At 38.7% G+C, this 19,126-nt stretch carries 17 protein-coding genes; 4 read left to right on the forward strand and 13 right to left on the reverse strand.

Translation table 11 applies throughout. The features are described from left to right. Window positions 1–94: 94 nt before the first annotated feature. The 3 genes from ACFCT9_RS07210 to ACFCT9_RS07220 form a co-directional block, all read right to left on the reverse strand. Window positions 95–997 (reverse strand): EamA family transporter, encoded by a 903-nt coding sequence (locus ACFCT9_RS07210; RefSeq protein WP_412518152.1) that lies wholly within the window; start codon window positions 995–997, stop codon window positions 95–97. Between the two features lie 199 nt (window positions 998–1,196). Next, the gene (locus ACFCT9_RS07215) at window positions 1,197–1,553 is read right to left on the reverse strand and encodes a DUF3139 domain-containing protein (protein ID WP_412518154.1); all 357 of its coding nucleotides are present in this window, start codon (window positions 1,551–1,553) and stop codon (window positions 1,197–1,199) included. A gap of 128 nt (window positions 1,554–1,681) precedes the next feature. Continuing rightward, on the reverse strand, window positions 1,682–2,308 hold the full coding sequence (locus ACFCT9_RS07220; protein WP_412518156.1) for a nitroreductase family protein: 627 nt from the start codon (window positions 2,306–2,308) through the stop codon (window positions 1,682–1,684). Window positions 2,309–2,477: 169 nt separating this feature from the next. Here ACFCT9_RS07220 and ACFCT9_RS07225 point away from each other — a divergent pair, with 169 nt between their 5' ends. Together ACFCT9_RS07225 and ACFCT9_RS07230 are read left to right on the forward strand one after the other, a co-directional pair. Continuing rightward, a complete protein-coding gene (locus ACFCT9_RS07225) occupies window positions 2,478–2,915 on the forward strand; it encodes a MarR family winged helix-turn-helix transcriptional regulator (RefSeq protein WP_412518158.1) in 438 nt (145 codons plus the stop codon). Window positions 2,916–3,065: 150 nt separating this feature from the next. Then, window positions 3,066–3,470 carry an Hsp20/alpha crystallin family protein gene (locus ACFCT9_RS07230; protein WP_412518160.1) on the forward strand — a complete coding sequence of 135 codons (405 nt, stop codon included), beginning with the start codon at window positions 3,066–3,068 and terminating at the stop codon, window positions 3,468–3,470. A 114-nt stretch (window positions 3,471–3,584) separates the two neighbouring features. Here ACFCT9_RS07230 and ACFCT9_RS07235 read toward each other — a convergent pair whose 3' ends face one another. Together ACFCT9_RS07235 and ACFCT9_RS07240 are read right to left on the reverse strand one after the other, a co-directional pair. Continuing rightward, window positions 3,585–4,862 carry a hydroxymethylglutaryl-CoA reductase, degradative gene (locus ACFCT9_RS07235; protein WP_412518162.1) on the reverse strand — a complete coding sequence of 426 codons (1,278 nt, stop codon included), beginning with the start codon at window positions 4,860–4,862 and terminating at the stop codon, window positions 3,585–3,587. A 5-nt stretch (window positions 4,863–4,867) separates the two neighbouring features. Further along, window positions 4,868–6,019 carry a thiolase family protein gene (locus tag ACFCT9_RS07240; RefSeq protein ID WP_412518164.1) on the reverse strand — a complete coding sequence of 384 codons (1,152 nt, stop codon included), beginning with the start codon at window positions 6,017–6,019 and terminating at the stop codon, window positions 4,868–4,870. A gap of 111 nt (window positions 6,020–6,130) precedes the next feature. Here ACFCT9_RS07240 and ACFCT9_RS07245 point away from each other — a divergent pair, with 111 nt between their 5' ends. Next, a complete protein-coding gene (locus tag ACFCT9_RS07245; protein ID WP_412518166.1) occupies window positions 6,131–7,300 on the forward strand; it encodes a hydroxymethylglutaryl-CoA synthase in 1,170 nt (389 codons plus the stop codon). Between the two features lie 223 nt (window positions 7,301–7,523). Further along, window positions 7,524–8,723 carry an FtsW/RodA/SpoVE family cell cycle protein gene (locus ACFCT9_RS07250; RefSeq protein WP_412518168.1) on the forward strand — a complete coding sequence of 400 codons (1,200 nt, stop codon included), beginning with the start codon at window positions 7,524–7,526 and terminating at the stop codon, window positions 8,721–8,723. Between the two features lie 128 nt (window positions 8,724–8,851). On the opposite strand, the gene ACFCT9_RS07255 is transcribed toward ACFCT9_RS07250, so the two are convergent. The 8 genes from ACFCT9_RS07255 to ACFCT9_RS07290 form a co-directional block, all read right to left on the reverse strand. After that, window positions 8,852–10,018, reverse strand: coding sequence for a nitrate/nitrite transporter (locus ACFCT9_RS07255; protein WP_412518170.1), 1,167 nt, complete (start codon window positions 10,016–10,018; stop codon window positions 8,852–8,854). 328 nt (window positions 10,019–10,346) lie between these two features. Continuing rightward, window positions 10,347–11,000: a nitrate respiration regulation response regulator NreC gene (nreC, locus tag ACFCT9_RS07260; RefSeq protein WP_412518172.1), complete on the reverse strand. Its 654-nt coding sequence runs from the start codon at window positions 10,998–11,000 to the stop codon at window positions 10,347–10,349. A gap of 11 nt (window positions 11,001–11,011) precedes the next feature. Beyond that, window positions 11,012–12,061, reverse strand: a complete 1,050-nt coding sequence (nreB, locus tag ACFCT9_RS07265) for a nitrate respiration regulation sensor histidine kinase NreB (RefSeq protein WP_412518174.1) — start codon at window positions 12,059–12,061, stop codon at window positions 11,012–11,014. Continuing rightward, window positions 12,048–12,503: a nitrate respiration regulation accessory nitrate sensor NreA gene (gene nreA / locus ACFCT9_RS07270; protein WP_412518176.1), complete on the reverse strand. Its 456-nt coding sequence runs from the start codon at window positions 12,501–12,503 to the stop codon at window positions 12,048–12,050. Before nreA ends, nreB begins: the two co-directional genes overlap by 14 nt. A gap of 11 nt (window positions 12,504–12,514) precedes the next feature. Beyond that, the gene (gene narI / locus ACFCT9_RS07275; RefSeq protein WP_412518178.1) at window positions 12,515–13,201 is read right to left on the reverse strand and encodes a respiratory nitrate reductase subunit gamma; all 687 of its coding nucleotides are present in this window, start codon (window positions 13,199–13,201) and stop codon (window positions 12,515–12,517) included. Further along, a complete protein-coding gene (locus ACFCT9_RS07280; protein ID WP_412518180.1) occupies window positions 13,194–13,769 on the reverse strand; it encodes a nitrate reductase molybdenum cofactor assembly chaperone in 576 nt (191 codons plus the stop codon). The genes narI and ACFCT9_RS07280 overlap by 8 nt, the downstream gene beginning before the upstream one ends. Then, on the reverse strand, window positions 13,762–15,330 hold the full coding sequence (gene narH / locus ACFCT9_RS07285; protein WP_412518181.1) for a nitrate reductase subunit beta: 1,569 nt from the start codon (window positions 15,328–15,330) through the stop codon (window positions 13,762–13,764). Before narH ends, ACFCT9_RS07280 begins: the two co-directional genes overlap by 8 nt. Next, the gene (locus ACFCT9_RS07290) at window positions 15,320–18,994 is read right to left on the reverse strand and encodes a nitrate reductase subunit alpha (RefSeq protein WP_412518183.1); all 3,675 of its coding nucleotides are present in this window, start codon (window positions 18,992–18,994) and stop codon (window positions 15,320–15,322) included. The genes narH and ACFCT9_RS07290 overlap by 11 nt, the downstream gene beginning before the upstream one ends. Window positions 18,995–19,126 lie beyond the last annotated feature (132 nt).

A 19,126-nucleotide genomic window follows, 5' to 3' on the forward strand; every position in this document is an offset into this window, starting at 1 on the left:
AAGATGATTTTACACCAAATGTTTACATTTATATTAAAACCAGGTGTAAAATAACTTATTTTGAAGCAATTATCTTTCTATCCTAATTATACCGCTAGTCCTTGACGACTGCTAAGAAGATAACCATTAATACGATTAATGCGACACCCATTACTTGCCAAGCACCAAATGATACACCTAACCAAACAACGGATAATAAAATCGCTGTTAAAGGCTCGATTGTACCTAGTACACTGGCTTCTTGCGGGAATAAGAATTTCAAGCTGGAAATAAACAGCCAGAACGCAAACATCGTACCAATAATGACTGAGATAAATAAATAGATAATGACTTGAACATCCCAATTTGACATATCAACTTTCCAAATCGGATGTAAAAAGTTTAAGAATAGACCTGCGATTAACATCGCCCAGCCCACAACATTGACCGTTCCCCATTTAGCCAACAATTGTACTGGGAAAATCGTATAGAACGCCATCGCAAAGGCAGACATTACACCCCAAATAATTGCAGGCATCGGAACAGACAATGTCGCAAGCGAACCATTCGTTAACAGTAAGAATGTACCGCTCAATGCTAAAGTGACTGCGACACCCTCTTTCCATCTGAAACGGATGACTTTTGCGGCGACTAAATACAAGATAATAATGACAGGACCTAAATATTGGAGCAACGTTGCTACTGCTGCGTTACCATAATGAATGGTCGCCATGAAGCAGTATTGCACACCTAACATACCAATGAGTGAGTAAATAAATAATTTGAGCGTATCTTTTTTATCTGCCCAAATGGTGATGGTCTTCTTACCTTCTAAAAAGAATGACATCAAAACTAAAAGTATTCCGGATACTAATAAACGAACACCCACGAACCACGTAACCGGTAATTGTTTATTTTCAAATAACCATTGTGATACTGTACCGCCAACGCCCCAGAAGATAGAGCCAATAATCACGAGTACAAAGCCCGGCCAACGTTTTTGATTTCTGTGTGTCATGCCGTCCCTCCTATCATGTTTTTTCTCTATGCTGATACTAAAGGTGTTATATCCATTTTTGATGATAATAATCAATTTTCGATAAGTTGTGATAGAGTTTTCATATTCACACAACTCTCCGTGTAACGCAAATAAGACACTAAACACTATTCATCGTGTTTAATGTCTTAATCACATTTATTCTAACATACTTGGTCGGTTATTTAAGCTTATAATTGTCATCAAAGAAATTATGTTTTGCTTTTTTGATATGCTTTCTCGTCTGCGTATCAAATGCTTGCGCAAATAATCCCTTTGAAGTCGACAACGGTTGAATTAAATATGTCAGTTCCGGTTCGTCTTTAAAGACCACTTCTTTATAATAGACGCCGTCTTTCGCATTGAATTTTTTCTTTTCTGATTTGATATCATCTTGTAAATGATGTTCAGCAATATATTGATCAACCAACTTTAAGTTTTGCTTACCTTGGTAGGTTTTCAAACCAAAGAAGAAGACCGTTGCGATAATTAAAGAACCGATAATAATTAAAATCAAATGAAAAACTCTTTTACTCATAGCTTTTCTCCTTTAGCCTTTAAACTGCATCCTGATATAAAATGTACTTATCTATACAATTATGAATGAAACCGCTTCTACTTGTCACACATTTCAAGTCATTGTAACAAATTTGTCGATAATTACATTTAGAAATAACGTCTGAATGCATCTGCATCTAAACGATACGTATGGTGTGCAGCTTGATCAGCTTTACCTACAGCAACAACCATCACGGGTAAGTAGCGTTCTGGATCTAAGCCTAAGATTGACGCAATATTTTCTTTATCAAATCCGCCAATCGGATTCGTATCATAACCATGCGCTTTTGCGACTAACATAAATTGCATCGCAAACAAACTGCAGTCGATATTCACAATAGAAGTCATTTGCGGCAAAGTTAATCCTTTATAGAAAGGTAGAAACTTAGAAAGCAAGTCTTCTTTTGTTTCTTGCGGCATATAACCTTTATCTACATTACCTTGATAAATTTGTTCACCATATTCATAGTTGCGTAAATCACCAAAAATAATAACCATTGCGGCAGATGTATCATTTTGTCTGGTGTTGAATTGCATTGCAGGTCGAATCTTCTCTTTACCTTCTGCACTATCTACCACGACAGCTCTCCATGGCTGCATATTAATTGAAGAAGGTGCTAGTGCTGCCTTCTCTAACATTTCATCCATTTCTTCATGTGAAATCTTCACATTCGGGTCATAAACCTTAACTGATTTACGTGCGCGCAGCACATCATCAAACAATTGTTTTTCCATTTATTATTCTGCTCCTTTAGCACTTATATTTCTTTTTCTGACCAAAAAAGTCTGCATTCATTACATTGCATGCTTCTAACTTTAAACACAGTAAATTATAGGCGCGAAAATAGTTCTTGACAAGTGATTGCGTTCATAATATCGTTGTTTTTAATAAGGAGTGATTTAATTGCATGAACCTGACAACTTTTTAGATAAACAATTATGTTTTTTATTCTATGTGTCGTCTAAAGAGATTATTAAACGCTACACACCATATCTTAAAAAATATGGACTGACATATACTGGATATATTGTATTACTTGCTTTAGAAGACAATGAAGCAATCAACATCAAATCATTAGGTCAGCGTGTCTATTTAGATTCCGGCACTTTAACACCTATGATTAAAAAGTTAGAAAAACAGGGCCTCGTCAAACGTTTCAGACAACCTTCAGACGAAAGAAATCTCCTCGTTTCTTTAACTGAAGAGGGTATCAAAACACGTCACGAAATCCCACATATCGCAATGGAAGTTTTTAATGACTTAGATATTACAATGGAAGATGCAAAAACAATTAAATCTATCCTTTCTAAATTCATCGTTAATAACTTTTCAGAAGCTTAATACTAAAACCTTCTCATTATCTCTCAGCTCCTGGACATGGTATAATTAATGTCAGAACTCGTTGAATACGCAGTAAGATTAATCCGCAAAAAGTCGGGTATGAATGTTGAAAGCGAGCTTTAATTAAACAATGAAAAGGAGCGATTTTTTATGCCTTTCGAAAGTAAACCCACTGACATTTTCAAAGAATTCGGACGCCAATTTATAGATCAAATCCCAACAGTAAACACGGTGAAAACAGATATTAAAGAAAAAGGTAATCAATATATTGTAGAAGCTGATTTACCAGGCTTTGATAAAAAGAACATCAACCTTTCATATAATGAAGGGACACTAAAAATCAGCGCAAAACGTTCTATTGAAAGCCGTACGGAAAACGAAGAAGGTCGCGTCATCCAAAGAGAACGCAGCACTGACAGTGTGAGCCGTGAATTCTCTTTCAGCAATATCGACAGCGACAACATTACAGCATCATACAAAGATGGAGTATTAACTGTTGTATTGCCTAAGAAAGATGAGCAAGATTTAGCAGGTTCAAATATCACAATCGACTAATTATCTTTACAGCATCCTAAAGGGTGCTGTTTTTTTATGAAACAGAAAGAAGCGCATTCTTTATAAGAACCCGCTTCTCTCTTATTACTGCCTATTAAATTGATGCATGTAATGCTACTTACTGCGTAAGTCGGCTAATAACTTTTCAGCTTCAGCCATATTCGCAGTCTCTGCTTGTTTTAAAGCACCTGCGACTTGTTCAATCTCAGCACCTTGTGCACCTGCAACAATCGCAAGCGATTTATATTGAAGACTCATATGTCCTTCTTGAATGCCCTCAGAAACTAAAGCACGGCAAGCTGAGAAGTTTTGCGCGAGACCGACTGCTGCGGCAACTTCACCTAATTCTTGTGCAGAATCTACATGTAAGATTTCTTGTGCTAAACGTGCAATCGGAACCACTTTCGTACCGCCGCCAACTGTTGCTAGTGTCATTGGAATTTCAATCGTTCCTCTTAAACGACCTTGATCCTCTAAATACTCCCACTTAGTCATACTGCGATATTGTCCTTCTTTACATGCATAAGCATGCGCACTTGCTTCTGCACTGCGCGTATCATTACCTGTAGCTAAAACGACTGCATGAATGCCATTCATGACACCTTTATTATGTGTCACTGCGCGATAAGGATCGACATACGCTAAGACAGAGGCCGCTTCTAAACGTTTCGCAACTGTTTCCCCGCTCATCTCTCCACGTGCCAACGCTGAAACATCAATCTCTCCTGAGACGCGTACAAGTGACGCTGTAGCGTGATTAGATAAAATACTCATAAGGACATTGATTTCTGGCCATTCGCCTTTCAGGAAGCCTGAAATGCCCTCTAAGATGGTATTCATCATATTTGCGCCCATCGCATCTTTCGTATCCACGTATACCTTTAATGAAACCAATTGTTCTTTTTCAAACGTATCGACATCTATTTTACGATAACCGCCGCCACGTTTTAAAATCGACGGATAACTAGCATCTGCGACTTGATGAATCTGAGCTTCTTTCTCAATCAAGTTGTCAGCTAATTGTGCAGGGTTTTGAACGTCCATAAAGACAATTTGTCCAATCATTAAACGTTCACTAGATTCTACTTTGAAGCCGCCAGTTTGATTGACGAGTTTAGAACCATAGCTTGCGGCAGCTACTACTGACGGTTCTTCTACCATCATCGGCACTGCATAATGTTTACCGTCTACCACAATGTCAGGTAATAATCCGACTGGCAATGCGCCTTGTGTAATCACATTTTCAATCAGACTGTCTGCGACTTCTTCAGATAACAGCGGTATATCTAACAATTCTTGATGGCTCTCTTGTGAAATCCAGCCATTGTCTTCTAAACGCTGTAATTTATCTTGACGAGATAAGTGTCTGAAATCTTTCCCCAATGCTTTCATTACGATTACTCTCCTTTTTCAACTTCTAATGCGATACCTAAGCCGCCGCCGATACATGCGGTTGCGATACCGTTACCTTTATTTTCTTGATGTAATTCATGAACTAATGATGTGACTAAACGTGCCCCTGACGCACCGATTGGATGACCGATTGCGACTGCGCCGCCATAGATATTTAATTTCTCATCAGGAATATTCAAATTATCTTTGACCGCAATACTTTGAACTGAGAAGGCTTCAGTCATTTCTACTAAATCAATATCATCAATCGTTTGGTTTGTTTTCTCTAATAATTTAGAAACCGCATAGTAAGGTGCGATCCCCATAATTTCTGGATCACAACCGACTTCTGCATAATCACCTAAGATGCCCATAATGTCATAGCCGTTTTCACGTGCATAGTCTGCATCCATTAAGATTAAAGCAGAAGCGCCATCATTAATGCTAGAGGCATTCCCCGCTGTTACAGTACCGTCTTCTTTAAAGATGGTATCTAAGGTCGCAAGTTTTTCCACATTACTATTACCACGGATACCTTCATCTGTAGTCATTTCTTCTCCATCTGCATCTGTTAACGGAATCATTTCTGCTTGGTATTTACCCGCTTGTGTAGCTGCATGCGCTTTTTGGTGTGAATTTACCGCGAACGCATCTTGTTGTTCACGTGTCACTTCATATTTGTCCGCAATACGTTCAGCCGTAATACCCATCGGTGCATGTTCAAACGCATCAGTCAAACCATCATGCATAAAGCTTGGCACAGGTTTTTCTTGTCCAGGCAAGACAAGTTTCGGTGCATTCGTCATACTTTCTACACCGCCGACTGCGACCACTTTTGCTTCCCCTAATTGAATTAATTGTTTACCTAAGATTACAGCTTTTAAACCAGATCCGCATACTTCGTTGATAGTCATTCCAGGAGTTGTTGTCGGCAATCCAGCGTTAATCAAGATTTGACGTGCCGGGTTTTGGCCGTTGCCTGCTTGCAATACGTTGCCGAAAATAACATTTTCGATTTTATCTTTCGGCAGATCGATAGCCTCAATTGCAGCTTCTAAAGCGATGGTGCCCAGTTGTACTGCAGAATAATCTCTTAATTTTCCTCTGAATTTACCTACTGGCGTACGTTTTGCACTAACAATTGCGATTTTGCTCATAATTTAATCTCCTTTTTTATCACTAGCTACTAATTTAAAATTGTATTTTTGTACCCTCTTTTGATATGATTTAAAGTGATTTAACATATCAAGAAAGGATGTTGGTTATTTATGACAATTGGTATCGACCAACTTAATTTTTATATTCCGAACTTTTACGTAGACATGGCTGATTTAGCCGAAGCACGCAATGTAGATCCAAATAAGTATTTAATTGGAATCGGTCAGACTGAAATGGCTGTAAGCCCAGTCAGTCAAGACATTGTAACGATGGGTGCTAACGCTGCTCAACCTATCTTGACAGAACAAGACAAGAAAGATATTACAATGGTGATTGTCGCTACTGAATCAGCGATTGATTCAGCGAAAGCGTCTGCTGTACAAATTCATCATCTACTAGGAATTCAACCTTTTGCGCGTTGTTTCGAAATGAAAGAAGCATGCTATGCAGCAACTCCAGCGATTCAAATGGCAAAAGATTATTTAGTACCACGTCCTAATGAAAAGGTATTAGTTATCGCAAGTGATACTGCACGTTATGGATTAAACAGCGGCGGTGAACCGACACAAGGTGCTGGTGCAGTCGCAATGGTAATCAGTCATAACCCGCGTATTGTTGAATTACATGATGATTCAGTTGCATTTACAGAAGACGTTTACGATTTCTGGAGACCATCTGGTGAAATTTACCCGCTTGTTGACGGTAAATTATCTAAAGATGCTTATATCCATTCTTTCCAAGAAAGTTGGAACGAATACGCGAAACGTTATCATAAATCATTGTCTGACTTTGCTGCGTTATGCTTCCATGTACCATTCACAAAAATGGGTCAAAAAGCACTTGATTCTATTCTAACAGATAGTGCCTCAGAAGATACACAAGCAAGATTAAATGACAGCTACAAATCTGCGACGGAGTATAACCGTTATGTCGGAAATATCTATACAGGTTCACTTTATCTCAGCTTGATTTCATTACTTGAAAACCATGACTTAAATAGCGGAGACCGCATCGGTCTATTCAGCTATGGCTCTGGTTCAGTAGGTGAATTCTTCACCGCAACACTTGCAGACGGTTTTAAAGATGCACTTGATGTCGAAGCACACCAAGCTAAATTGAAAAACCGCAAAGCCTTATCTGTTGAAGCTTATGAATCATTCTTCAAACGCTTCGACAACCTTGAATTTGATGCTGAAACTGAATTAGAAGCAGAACCAAAAGGCAACTTCTATCTTAAAGAAATTTCAGACAACATTCGTTATTATGATACCGTAAAATAAAAGATAAAGCTTGTGTGAAGCTATGTTTTATCAAGAAGTCTTGAACTTATTTCAAGGCTTCTTTTTTTATGCACGCTCATGTTTTATCCCCTACCAACATTTCAATTCTGGTTTTATCTATAAAAGGTGGATAATTGTAAACGAAATCTATATAATAGATATTTAATGCATTATATTTCACATCGTGTTTAAGGAAAACAGACAATCTTAGAGGTGACTAAAATTGAAGAAATTTCTCAGAACATTGCGTAACGCAACCAAAGGTGTGGATCTGAGTTTGATCGTAACCTTTTTCTTGCTTGGATTAATTGGGATTGTCATGGTGTTTAGTGCCAGTATGGTCCCCGCTTCAAGAGGTTCTTTAACTGGTGGCTATCCTGTCTCCAGCGACCACTTCATGAAACGCCAAGCCATTTATTTTGTGATTGGACTTTTAATTATCTTTTTCTCTCTGTTTGTCAGAATCGATTTCTTTAAATTGCCAAATGTTCAAATCGTGATGTTGTTCGTCACATTTGCCCTACTTGCTTTAACTTTATTAGTAGGTAAAGAAATCAACGGTTCCAAAAACTGGCTGAACTTAGGATTTTTCAGTCTCCAATCTTCAGAGTTTTTAAAACTCGCTTCTATCTTTTATTTCTCATACATTATCGATCGACGCTTAAGCAGAAAACGTGATTATCAAATTAACCATTTAATTCCACCGTTACTCTTATTAGGTCTCGGCCTTGTCCTTGTACTGTTGCAAGGTGACTTAGGCGGCACAATGTTAACTGTCGCAATTATTGGCTGTATTTTACTTTACTCTGATATTAAGAACAAGATTAAAGTTCAAATCTTCGGTATCGCAGTGTTGCCTGTTGTCATGTATTTGATTTACACATTATTGTTTGATACGAAGAACATCTACAGAATCAAACGTATTGCGGTATTCTTAAATCCATTCAAATACGAAAGCAACGATGGGTATCAACTTACAAGTGCTTTAATTTCTATTGGGAATGGCGGCCTATTTGGTAAAGGCTTAGGCAACGGTGTTTCAAAACTCGGTTACTTGCCAGAACCGCATACAGACTTTATTTTTACTGTGCTGTCTGAGGAGTTAGGCTTAATCGGTGTATTGATAGTCTTAGGGCTCTATGGCATCATTGTCGTTAAAAGTTTAATTTATGCCAACCGTACATCCAATCATTTCTATAAACTGATTTGTGTTGGCATCGGCAGCTATATTTTCATCCAAGCCTTTGTCAATATCGGCGGTGTTTCAGGGACCATTCCATTAACAGGTGTGACTTTGCCGCTGCTTAGTTATGGCGGCTCCTCCATGTTGAGTGTCAGTATCGCATTTGCCGCATTAATTATGACGACACGTAAAATTAATCGTGAACGCGAATCCAACAATCACCTTCATACAATCAAATAATTGAAATGAGGACGAAAGAAATTTATTTTCTCTCGTCCTCTTTTTGTCCATGACTAAGGGCCATCAACATCTGTTGTTCATGGCCCATACGTCTTCAATATTTACATGTTCATTCATCCATACCGCTCTTATTTTGTCGCAAGCGAACGGTTTCTCTTGCCTAAGTGCCACATTGTGATAAACGCAATCACTCCGAAAAAAGCTAGGAAGATGAAAGCTAAGTGGCTTGTACCTGTTAAGCTTGTCACGTATGTGATTACTAATGGTGGGAAGAATCCGCCAAGACCACCCATCATTGAAACGATACCATTTGCGACACCTGCTTCTTTGTGGAAGTATTGCGGTACTAATTTGAATACTAAACCATTACCAATACCCGCACATGCGCTGATTGTTAAACAGCCGATTGTGAATAATAAAATACCATCTGAAATACCTAATAAGACCGCACCGATAATCATAATAATAAAGTCGACTTTCAATGCCATAACCGCATCAATTTTGTCTCCGATAATACCGCCTAATGGTCTAAGCAATGTCGCAATCGCAATAAAGACCCCTGCTCTGATACCTGCGTCTACTGAAGTAAGATTGAAATGATCTACTAAGTATTTGGGTAAGAAGATACCGAATGCGACGAAAGAACCGAACGTGATGAAATACCATAAGCTTAAATAGTATAAACGTAAGTCTTTTAATAAATCTTTCGCTTGTGCTACAAACGGCACTTTGACTTTAGGTTCTTTGGCATCACCTAAGAAGAACATTAAGATGGCGAAAGCTGCCATTAAAATTAAGTAAAGTCTTACTGTTGATTGCCAACCAATCACACCTGCTAAAGGTGGCGCTAAGAATGAAGATACGGCTGTCCCTAAGTTACCCATACCGTAAATCCCATTCGCTAAACCGACTTTTTCTTTAGGGAAGTATTTAGGTAATGATGTTACCCCTACTGAGAAGGTTGCACCTGCTACCCCTAAGAAGAAACCTGCAATCATTAACATATTGACTGATGTTGCTGAACTTAATAAAAAGATAGGTACTAATAGAATAATAAAACTTGAGAAGAAGACCCATTTTGCACCAATAATATTCGTTAAGTAACCAAATGGGATTCGAAGAATGGAACCTAAAATAACTGGGATTGCGAGTACAATCGAAATTTGTCTGCTCGTAATTTTAATGTCTTCTGAAATCAGCGGCATCAATGGTGCAATGATACTCCAGACCATGAAGCCGGCAACCAAACTTAGTGTTTGGATGGTTAACTGTAAACCGCCTCTAGATTTGTTCATTTTTTTCACCCTAACATTACATTTTCATATCATATTAATAAGAGCAGCAGTATCCCCCTGATGTATTTTTGAGTCGAAGTTATTTTATTCATCAGTTAAAGATACTGCTTACACTTAATAGTGTATTATTTAGGTGAATTATTGAACATAAGGGCATTCCCTTAAATCATTCGGCTTTTCCCTAATCCCTTTATTTTGTTGAGATTACACGTATTTGAGACGCTTTTTATCATGCTTTTTTCACATATTAGTCACATCTCTTCACATTGTTCGGCTTTGTATAAAAAAAGAACCCATCTGTTTTGATGAGTTCAATGGCATTCCTATTTTAAAAATCAAGCAATTTTTTCTTTAAAGCATACTCCACTAATTCTGGTTTGGATTTCAACTCTAACTTCTGCATAATATGCGTTTTATGTGCTTCTACAGTTTTTACTGAAATAAACAATTTTTCCGCAATATCCTTATTCCCATAGCCTTTTGCGATTAAAGGCAATACTTCTAATTCCCGTTTAGATAAAATACGAAATGGATCATTCGTATTTTTACCATCTTTTTCTGAATGATTCACAAATTCATTCACCAACGATGTTGTCATTTTAGGGTCAATATAAGTGTCTCCGCGATAGACCGTACGCACCGCTGAAATCAATTGTTCATCTGGTGCGTTCTTTAAAATATAACCTTTCGCGCCATTTCTTAACACATGGAAAAGATATTCATCATCATCATACATTGTTAAAATGAGTATTTTCGTTTCAGGAAAACTCTCCATAATTTTACTTGTCGCAATTAAACCTGACTCCCCTGGCGGCATGCTTAAATCCATAATTAACACGTCAGGGCGATGCTGCATCACTTTTTGGTATGCTTCAACACCCTCAGCAGCAGTATCCACGACTTCCATATCTTCTTGGAAATTCAAGATCATAGAGAAACCTGTTCTTACCACTGCGTGATCATCTGCAATAACAATTCTCAACATCAAGTCTCCTATCGTTTATCAGTTATTGGAACTTCTAACGTCACAATTGTACCACGTCCCACTTGTGAATCAATATTAACCGAACCATCGACTAATTCAGCACGTTCATTCATGCCGAATAAACCAAGTCCAGTCCCTTTCGCTTTATCGCCGATATTGAAACCCATACCGTGATCGCTCACTTCAGCGATAATAGATGATTCTCCTAAGTGTAAGGAAACGTAAACTGTGTCTACTTGTGCGTATTTCAATGCATTAAATAATGCTTCTTGTACCACACGATACACAACTGTTTCGATTTCGCTGTCAAAACGTTGTGCTGAAAAGTCTGTATGATACGCAATATGCACACCGTAATTCTTCTCAAACTGTTTAAAGTAAGAACGGAACGCCGCGTCTAGTCCTAAGTCATCTAATGAAGATGGACGCAGCTCTACAGATAAGTTACGCACATCGTCGATTAATCGTGACATAATACCTTCAATACGCTTAGAATTATCAATCATTTCATCTTTATCTTGTTGATATTTCAATAAACGCAATTCAACGTCTACATTAATTAATTCTTGGACGATACCATCATGTAATTCTCTGGAGATCCGTTTTCTTTCGTTTTCTTGTGCTGAAATTGTTTTTTGCATCATCAAACGTTGGTAACGCTTATCTTGTCGTTCAATCTGAGGAGAAACATTGTGTAGTGTAAATGCATAAATTTCATTGGCTTTATCGATGATTTCGTATGAAGCAGTATAAGGTTCAATTTTATTATCTCGCGTACGCATAAAGACTTGGAAGCTGCCATTTCCGATTTCTAATGCTTCTAAGAAGCAATTTTCACATGACATCAGATCAAACTCATTTGAATAACCTTCGCATCGCTTGCAGATGGCATTCGTCATTTGACTATAATCATTTTCTTCAGAAAAGACCTCTTCCGCCGCTTCATTCAACGCAATCACTTGACCTGCTTTATTTAAAAACACCATTTTTTCATTCGTGTTCAAATAATACTGCGTCAATAATTCCTGTAATTTTTCACGGTTATCAATTGATTTCATCTCTAAAACTCCCTAACCTGTGATTAATGCGAATCTCTTCACTGCCTTCAGGCAAAGGACGACCATTACGTTGTCCTAATAACAGTGCACCATACACACGATTGTCATGCCATAAAGGAATGGCAACCATTGCGGTCAATGATTCGCTCAATACAATCGGATAACTGAGCTTGTCATTCGGACTCAGCACAGTATCAACATCATCAATCACCATTCTAGAGCCAGTTCGGATAACCAGACCAGCCAATCCTTTGCCAGGACGCAAGACAATCAGCTGATAGCGATTATTAAGATTGCCTGATACATGTCTCCATTTGATGACTGCACTATGCGTATCATCTTCAGGCAAAGCAATCGCCGCAAAATCAAACTGTTCTTCTTCTCTGATTTCTTCCAAAGCAGCTTGATAATTAAAGAAACCCGTCGCAACTACACTATTCAAATTGTCTCCTCCTATCTATATTTGACTTTGTTTTTACGGTAAATGATATAACTTCTGTTTGCGTAAGTTAATGGTACACTCCACACATGAACCAATCGTGTGAATGGCCATAACGCAAAGATACCAAAACCGAGCAATACATGAAGTTTAAATGACCATGGAACTTCTGTCATTAAATTTGCATCTGGTCCAAATGTGAATAATTGTCTGAACCATACAGAAATTGTTGATCTATAATCAAAATCTGGCATTACCGCATTTGTTACTAATGTTGCATAGCACCCCATAAAGACAAGAATCAACAAGAAAAAGTTCACAACCATATCTGATGCAGAACTAAGATGTCTGATATTCTTCACTGATACACGGCGTGACGTTAATAAAAACATTCCAATCAATGTTATTATACCAAAAATACTGCCGATATATACAGCGCCGAAATGGTACATTTCATGGCTGATGCCCATTGAACTGATCCATGAGGGTGGAATCACTAAACCGACAAAATGCCCAGCAGCTACTGGAATGATGCCTAAGTGGAATAACAAACTGCCCCACTTCAAACGTTTCTTTTCAATAAATTCACTAGATTTTGCTGTCCATGAAAATTGGTCATATCTAAAGCGGGCAATATGACCGAGGATAAAGATAGCAATACATAAATATGGGTATATGACCCACAAAAATTGATTAAGCATGCGGTGTCACCTCTTCACTAGGTTGTAAACATAATTTGAGTGTTTCTCTTAAGCCTTTAATCAAAGGTGCATACGGACTATCCATTTCTTTTAATTGATTCAGCATCGCAAATGTGCCATCTTCAATGACCATAATAATGAATTCAATATTGCCTTCTGCACGATCATCATTTTGCCATTGTGCTGCATATAAGAATTCAAGCATAAGCGGTAAAAAGTCTGAAAGCTCATTATCGACCATATCCAGTCCGAACATTTCATAAAGGACTTTTAATTTAGCTAACATTTGACCACGTTCTTTTTGCGTATCAAATTTATTGTAAGTCATATAGAGCGGTGCTTCTTTATTAAAATCAAATGTATCTGTATACAGCTGTTTAATTTCAGTCAACGGATAACTTAGAATGCGTTCGCGATATTCCACCATCTCAGCATATGCTGGATGGTGACTATCGAAAACGTCATCAAATGTCTTAGGATGGAACGTTAACTTTTCAGGAAAGTTCAATTGTTGCGCAAAATACCCGATTGACTCTTGATATTTATAGAAGTTATTCAGGTTAATCACGGAAAATCCCTCCATAGAAGCTTTCATTATATGCTTCTTGTCCAGTTTGTCCCGGTTTCATCGCTACTGGTGAACCACAGCCTTCACAACCGCTTCCGCCGATTGCATTATCACTGAATTCATAACCTTGGCTGCCTTGTGCTGCATAAGTGTCCATATATTGTTCCTTGTGAGACGTTGGAATCACGAAACGATCTTCATATTTCGCAATGGCTAATAAGCGATACATATCTTTCGTTTGACGCTCAGTTAAACCAAGTCGGTCTAAACGGTCTAAATCAAAGTCTTTGCCTGTCACTTGTGAACGCATATAACTTCTCATCATTGCCATACGTTGCAATGCTTCTTTCACGGCTTTCGTATCGCCAGCTGTTAATAAGCTCGCAAGGTATTCAATCGGTAAACGCATTTCTTCAATCGCTGGGAAGATTGCGTCTGGGTTCTTGATTGAATCTTTACCTTCGAAGTAGTTCATGATTGGGCTTAATGGCGGGCAATACCAAACCATTGGTAAAGTACGGTATTCAGGGTGTAATGGGAATGCTAATTTGTATTCGATTGCTAGTTTATAAACAGGTGAGTTTTGTGCTGCTTCGATCCATTCCATTGATACGCCGTCTTTCAATGCTTGTTCAATCACTTCTTCATCATAAGGATTTAAGAATAAATCACATTGTTTTTCGTATAAGTCTTGTTCATTTTCAGTTGATGCCACTTCATGAACACGGTCAGCATCATACAATAATACACCTAAATAACGCATACGACCTGTACAAGTTTCTGAACATACTGTTGGTAAACCTGCTTCAACACGTGGGAAACAGAATGTACATTTTTCAGCTTTGTTTGTTTTCCAGTTGAAGTAAACTTTTTTGTATGGGCAACCTGTCATACAGTAACGCCATCCGCGACAAGCCTCTTGGTCAACAAGAACGATACCGTCTTCATCACGTTTGTACATTGCACCTGATGGACAAGATGCCACACAGCTTGGATTTAAGCAGTGTTCACATAAACGTGGTAAATACATCATGAACGTTTGGTCAAAGTCGAATTGAATTTTTTCTTCAATGCGTTGGATGTTCGGATCTTCTGGTCCAGTCACATGTCCGCCGGCTAAATCATCTTCCCAGTTTGGACCCCAGTGTAAATCCATTTTATCTCCAGAAATCACTGAGTGTGCTGTCGCAACTGGTGAGTGTTTGCCTGCTTTCGCAGTTGTCAGATGTTCGTAGTTGTAAGTCCAAGGTTCGTAGTAGTCTTTAATGACTGGCATATCAGGGTTGTAGAAGATTTTACCGAAAGCAATCTTAGACCAGCGGCTGCCCGATTTTAAGTCTAATTTGCCTTTTTTGTTTAATGTCCAACCACCTTTATATTTCTCTTGGTCTTCCCAGCGTTTCGGATATCCGACACCTGGTTTTGTTTCTACGTTATTAAACCAAATATATTCTGCACCCGGACGGTTTGTCCAAGTGTTCTTACAAGTGACACTACAAGTGTGACACCCGATACATTTGTCTAAGTTCAATACCATGGCTACTTGTGCTTTAATCTTCAAGCCAATCTACCTCCTTCATCTTTCTCACTGCTACATAAACATCTCTTTGGTTACCAATTGGACCGTAATAGTTGAAGCTGTAACTGATTTGCGCATAGCCGCCAACTAATTGTGTCGGTTTCAAGTGGATACGTGTCGGTGCGTTATGTGAACCGCCGCGCATACCTGTAATTTCAGAACCCGGTGTTTGGATATGTTTATCTTGTGCGTGGTACATAAACATAGTTCCTTTCGGCATTCTGTGTGATGTGACAGCTCTTGCTGTAACAACACCGTTTCGGTTATAAACTTCTAACCAATCATTATCGTTAATATCATGTGCTTCTGCATCTTCTTTAGAAAGCCAAACCACTGGACCGCCTCGGAATAATGTCAACATATGTTGGTTATCTTGATATGTCGAGTGGATATTCCATTTACCATGCGGCGTTAAATATCTTAAGACTAAGTTGTCTTGGCCGCCGATGACTTTCTTATCCTTAGAACCAAAGACCATCGGTGGTAATGTCGGTTTGTATACTGGCAAGCTTTCACCAAATTGCTGGAAGATTTCATGATCAATATAGTAACTTTGACGTCCAGTTAATGTTCTAAACGGTACTAAGCGTTCAATATTCGTTGTAAATGGTGAATAACGTTTCTTCCCTTTATTTGATCCAGAGAATACCGCTGTCGGAATCACTTCACGTGGTTGTGATGTGATATTTAAGAATGTAATCTTTTCAGCACTGCGGTCACTTGAAATATCAGTTAAAGGCATACCTGTTTTTTCTTCTAAATCTTTATAAGATGCTTGAGATAATTCACCGTTTGTTGCTGAAGATATATTTAATACAACATCTGCAGCGCGTCTTGCTGTATCAATTCGTGGTAAACCGTCTTTCACTGTATCGTCATTCCAAGTTCCTACAATATCTTTTGTTTCTTCATATTGTTTCTTCACTGGGAAGCTGACACCATGTGCACCTAATTTCGAACTTTCAAGTAATGGACCTACAGAAACAAATTTGTCATAGATTTGCGTGTAGTTACGATCAACGACCGCAAAGCCAGGCATTGTTTTACCAGGAATGGCTTCAACTTCACCTTTCGTCCAGTCTTTGACTTTGCCGTATGGTGTCGCAATTTCTTGTTTAGAGTCATGTGCTAATGGTGATGTCACAACATCTTTGAATGTACCTGGCATATGCACTTTCGCTAAGTCAGAGAATGACTTACTTAATGATTTGAAGATATCCCAGTCTGAACGTGATTCCCATAATGGATCAATCGCTGGATTGAATGGGTGAACAAATGGATGCATATCTGTTGATGATAAGTCATGTTTTTCATACCAAGTTGCGGCTGGTAAAACGATATCTGCTTTTAATGGTGTTGATGTCATACGGAAATCTAATGCGACAATCAAATCTAATTTACCTTGTACTTCATCACGCCAAATCATTTCTTCAGGTTTATCTGTTTCATTCGCTTCAGCAAGCAAGCCAGAACTTGTACCTAACATATGTTTCATGAAGTACTCTTGACCTTTTGCTGAACTTGATAATAAGTTAGAACGCCAGATAAATAATGATTTCGGATGGTTTTTACGTAAATCCGGATCTTCAACCGCAAATTTTGTTTCGCGGTTTTTCACAGAATCAACTGCTCGTTTTAAAATGGCTTCGTTAGTGAATTCTCCCGCATCTCTTGCTTCTTCACCGAACTTCAAGCTGTTTGTGTCAAACTGCGGATAAGATGGCAGCCATCCTAAACGTGCAGCTGTAACATTATAGTCAGCTGGATGTTGATGTTTGATATTTTCAGCTAACGGAGATGCTAATTTATCGACACCAGACTCTTCATATTTCCATTGGTCTGTTGTGAAATAGAACCAGCTTGTACCGTTTTGTAAACGTGGCGGACCTTGCCAGTCTTTCGCGAAAGCAAGTGTACTCCATCCTTCAATCGGGCGACATTTTTCTTGACCAACATAGTGGGCCCAACCGCCGCCGTTAACACCTTGACATCCGCAAAGCATCACTAAGTTCAAGACTGAACGATAGATCGTGTCTGAGTTGAACCAATGGTTGATACCTGCACCCATGATAATCATTGAACGGCCGCCTGTATCGATGGCGTTTTGCGCAAATTCTTCAGCTACTTGTGTTACAACTTTTTGTTTAACACCTGTTATTTTTTCTTGCCATGCTGGTGTGTATTCTGTTTCAGCATCGTCATAACCTTTGGCTTCTAATTCATGACCGAAACGACGTACACCGTATTGGCTTGTCATTAAGTCATAAACTGTCGCAACGTATGTTGTTTCACCGTTTGCTAAAGTCACTTTACGTGCCGCAATCGGACGTTCGAAAATACCGTTGCCTGCATTATCGAAGTAAGGGAATTTCATGATTTCAATTTCATAATCATCGTCAGCTACTGTTAAAGCTGGGTCGATTTTAGAACCGTCTTCATTTTCTAGTTTCAAGTTCCATTGTTTGCCTTCTTCCCAACGTTGGCCCATTGTACCGTTCGGTACGATAATTTGTTTAGATTCATTATCTAATACGACTGGCTTCCATTCATTGTTTTCCGATTCCATACCTAAGTCGCTTGCACGTAAGAAACGCCCTGCTTTAAAACCATCTTCATGTTTATCAAACATAATTAAGAACGGCATATCTGTATATTGTTTCGCGTAGTTGACGAACATTTCAGAAGGTTCATCGACATAATATTTTTGTAAGATGACATGCGTCATACCTTGTGCAATCGCTGCGTCAGAACCAGGGTTTGGTGCTAACCAGTTATCCGCGAATTTTACGTTTTCAGCATAGTCCGGTGCGACTGAAACAACTTTTGTCCCTTTGTATCGAACTTCTGTCATAAAGTGGGCATCTGGAGTACGTGTTAATGGTACGTTTGAACCCCACATAATAATGTAGCTTGAGTTATACCAGTCACTTGATTCAGGTACGTCTGTTTGTTCACCCCAAATTTGCGGTGATGCAGGTGGAAGATCGGCATACCAATCATAGAAACTTAACATTTCTCCACCAAGCAAGTTAATGAAACGTGCTCCTGATGCATAACTCAACATAGACATTGCTGGAATCGGTGTGAAACCTGCAATACGGTCTGGACCGTCTTTCTTAATCGTATAAAGAAGTTGTGCCGCAATCAGCTGCAATACATCTTTCCATGCCACACGAATGTGTCCGCCTTTACCACGTGCATTTTTATAGATTTTAGCTTTTTCTTCATTTTCTACAATAGAGCCCCATGCTTTTACCATGTTGCCTTCATTTTCTTCTAAAGCAGTTGTCCATAGTTCCCATAATTTACCTCTGATGTATGGGTAGCGTACACGTAACGGGCTGTATTCATACCAAGAGAATGACGCCCCACGCGGACATCCACGCGGTTCGAATTCAGGCATGTCTGGACCACAGCTCGGATAGTCGATTTGTTGGTTTTCCCATGTAATGACACCGTTTTTAACGAATACTTTCCAAGAACATGAACCTGTACAGTTCACCCCGTGTGTTGTTCTGACTACTTTATCGTGACTCCAACGTTCACGATACATTTTTTCCCATTCTCTGCTTTTATCTTGGAGTACAGACCAATTCCCATTAAATCTTTCTGTCGGCTTAAAGAAGTTTAATCCAAATTTTGCCATCTCTAACATCCTCTCATCTCAATTACTTTACGCACTAGGCTGTTAACTTCATAATCTTGTTTACTATTTTTTCAACTTACTTTTATTGTACGATTTCTGATATATAAGAGGTATTAGGGATTCACCTATAAC

Origin of the sequence: Staphylococcus simulans (assembly GCF_047037175.1) — a bacterium.
Classification (GTDB): Bacteria; Bacillota; Bacilli; order Staphylococcales; family Staphylococcaceae; genus Staphylococcus; species Staphylococcus simulans_C.

Coding starts and splice junctions, on each gene's coding strand:
- ACFCT9_RS07215 (WP_412518154.1), bottom strand. CDS start 1,553: ATGAGTAAAAGAGTTTTTCATTTGATTTTAATTATTATCGGTTCTTTA.
- ACFCT9_RS07230 (WP_412518160.1), top strand. CDS start 3,066: ATGCCTTTCGAAAGTAAACCCACTGACATTTTCAAAGAATTCGGACGC.
- ACFCT9_RS07240 (WP_412518164.1), bottom strand. CDS start 6,019: ATGAGCAAAATCGCAATTGTTAGTGCAAAACGTACGCCAGTAGGTAAA.
- nreB (WP_412518174.1), bottom strand. CDS start 12,061: ATGAAATCAATTGATAACCGTGAAAAATTACAGGAATTATTGACGCAG.
- narI (WP_412518178.1), bottom strand. CDS start 13,201: ATGCTTAATCAATTTTTGTGGGTCATATACCCATATTTATGTATTGCT.
- ACFCT9_RS07245 (WP_412518166.1), top strand. CDS start 6,131: ATGACAATTGGTATCGACCAACTTAATTTTTATATTCCGAACTTTTAC.
- ACFCT9_RS07220 (WP_412518156.1), bottom strand. CDS start 2,308: ATGGAAAAACAATTGTTTGATGATGTGCTGCGCGCACGTAAATCAGTT.
- ACFCT9_RS07235 (WP_412518162.1), bottom strand. CDS start 4,862: ATGAAAGCATTGGGGAAAGATTTCAGACACTTATCTCGTCAAGATAAA.
- ACFCT9_RS07255 (WP_412518170.1), bottom strand. CDS start 10,018: ATGAACAAATCTAGAGGCGGTTTACAGTTAACCATCCAAACACTAAGT.
- ACFCT9_RS07210 (WP_412518152.1), bottom strand. CDS start 997: ATGACACACAGAAATCAAAAACGTTGGCCGGGCTTTGTACTCGTGATT.
- ACFCT9_RS07290 (WP_412518183.1), bottom strand. CDS start 18,994: ATGGCAAAATTTGGATTAAACTTCTTTAAGCCGACAGAAAGATTTAAT.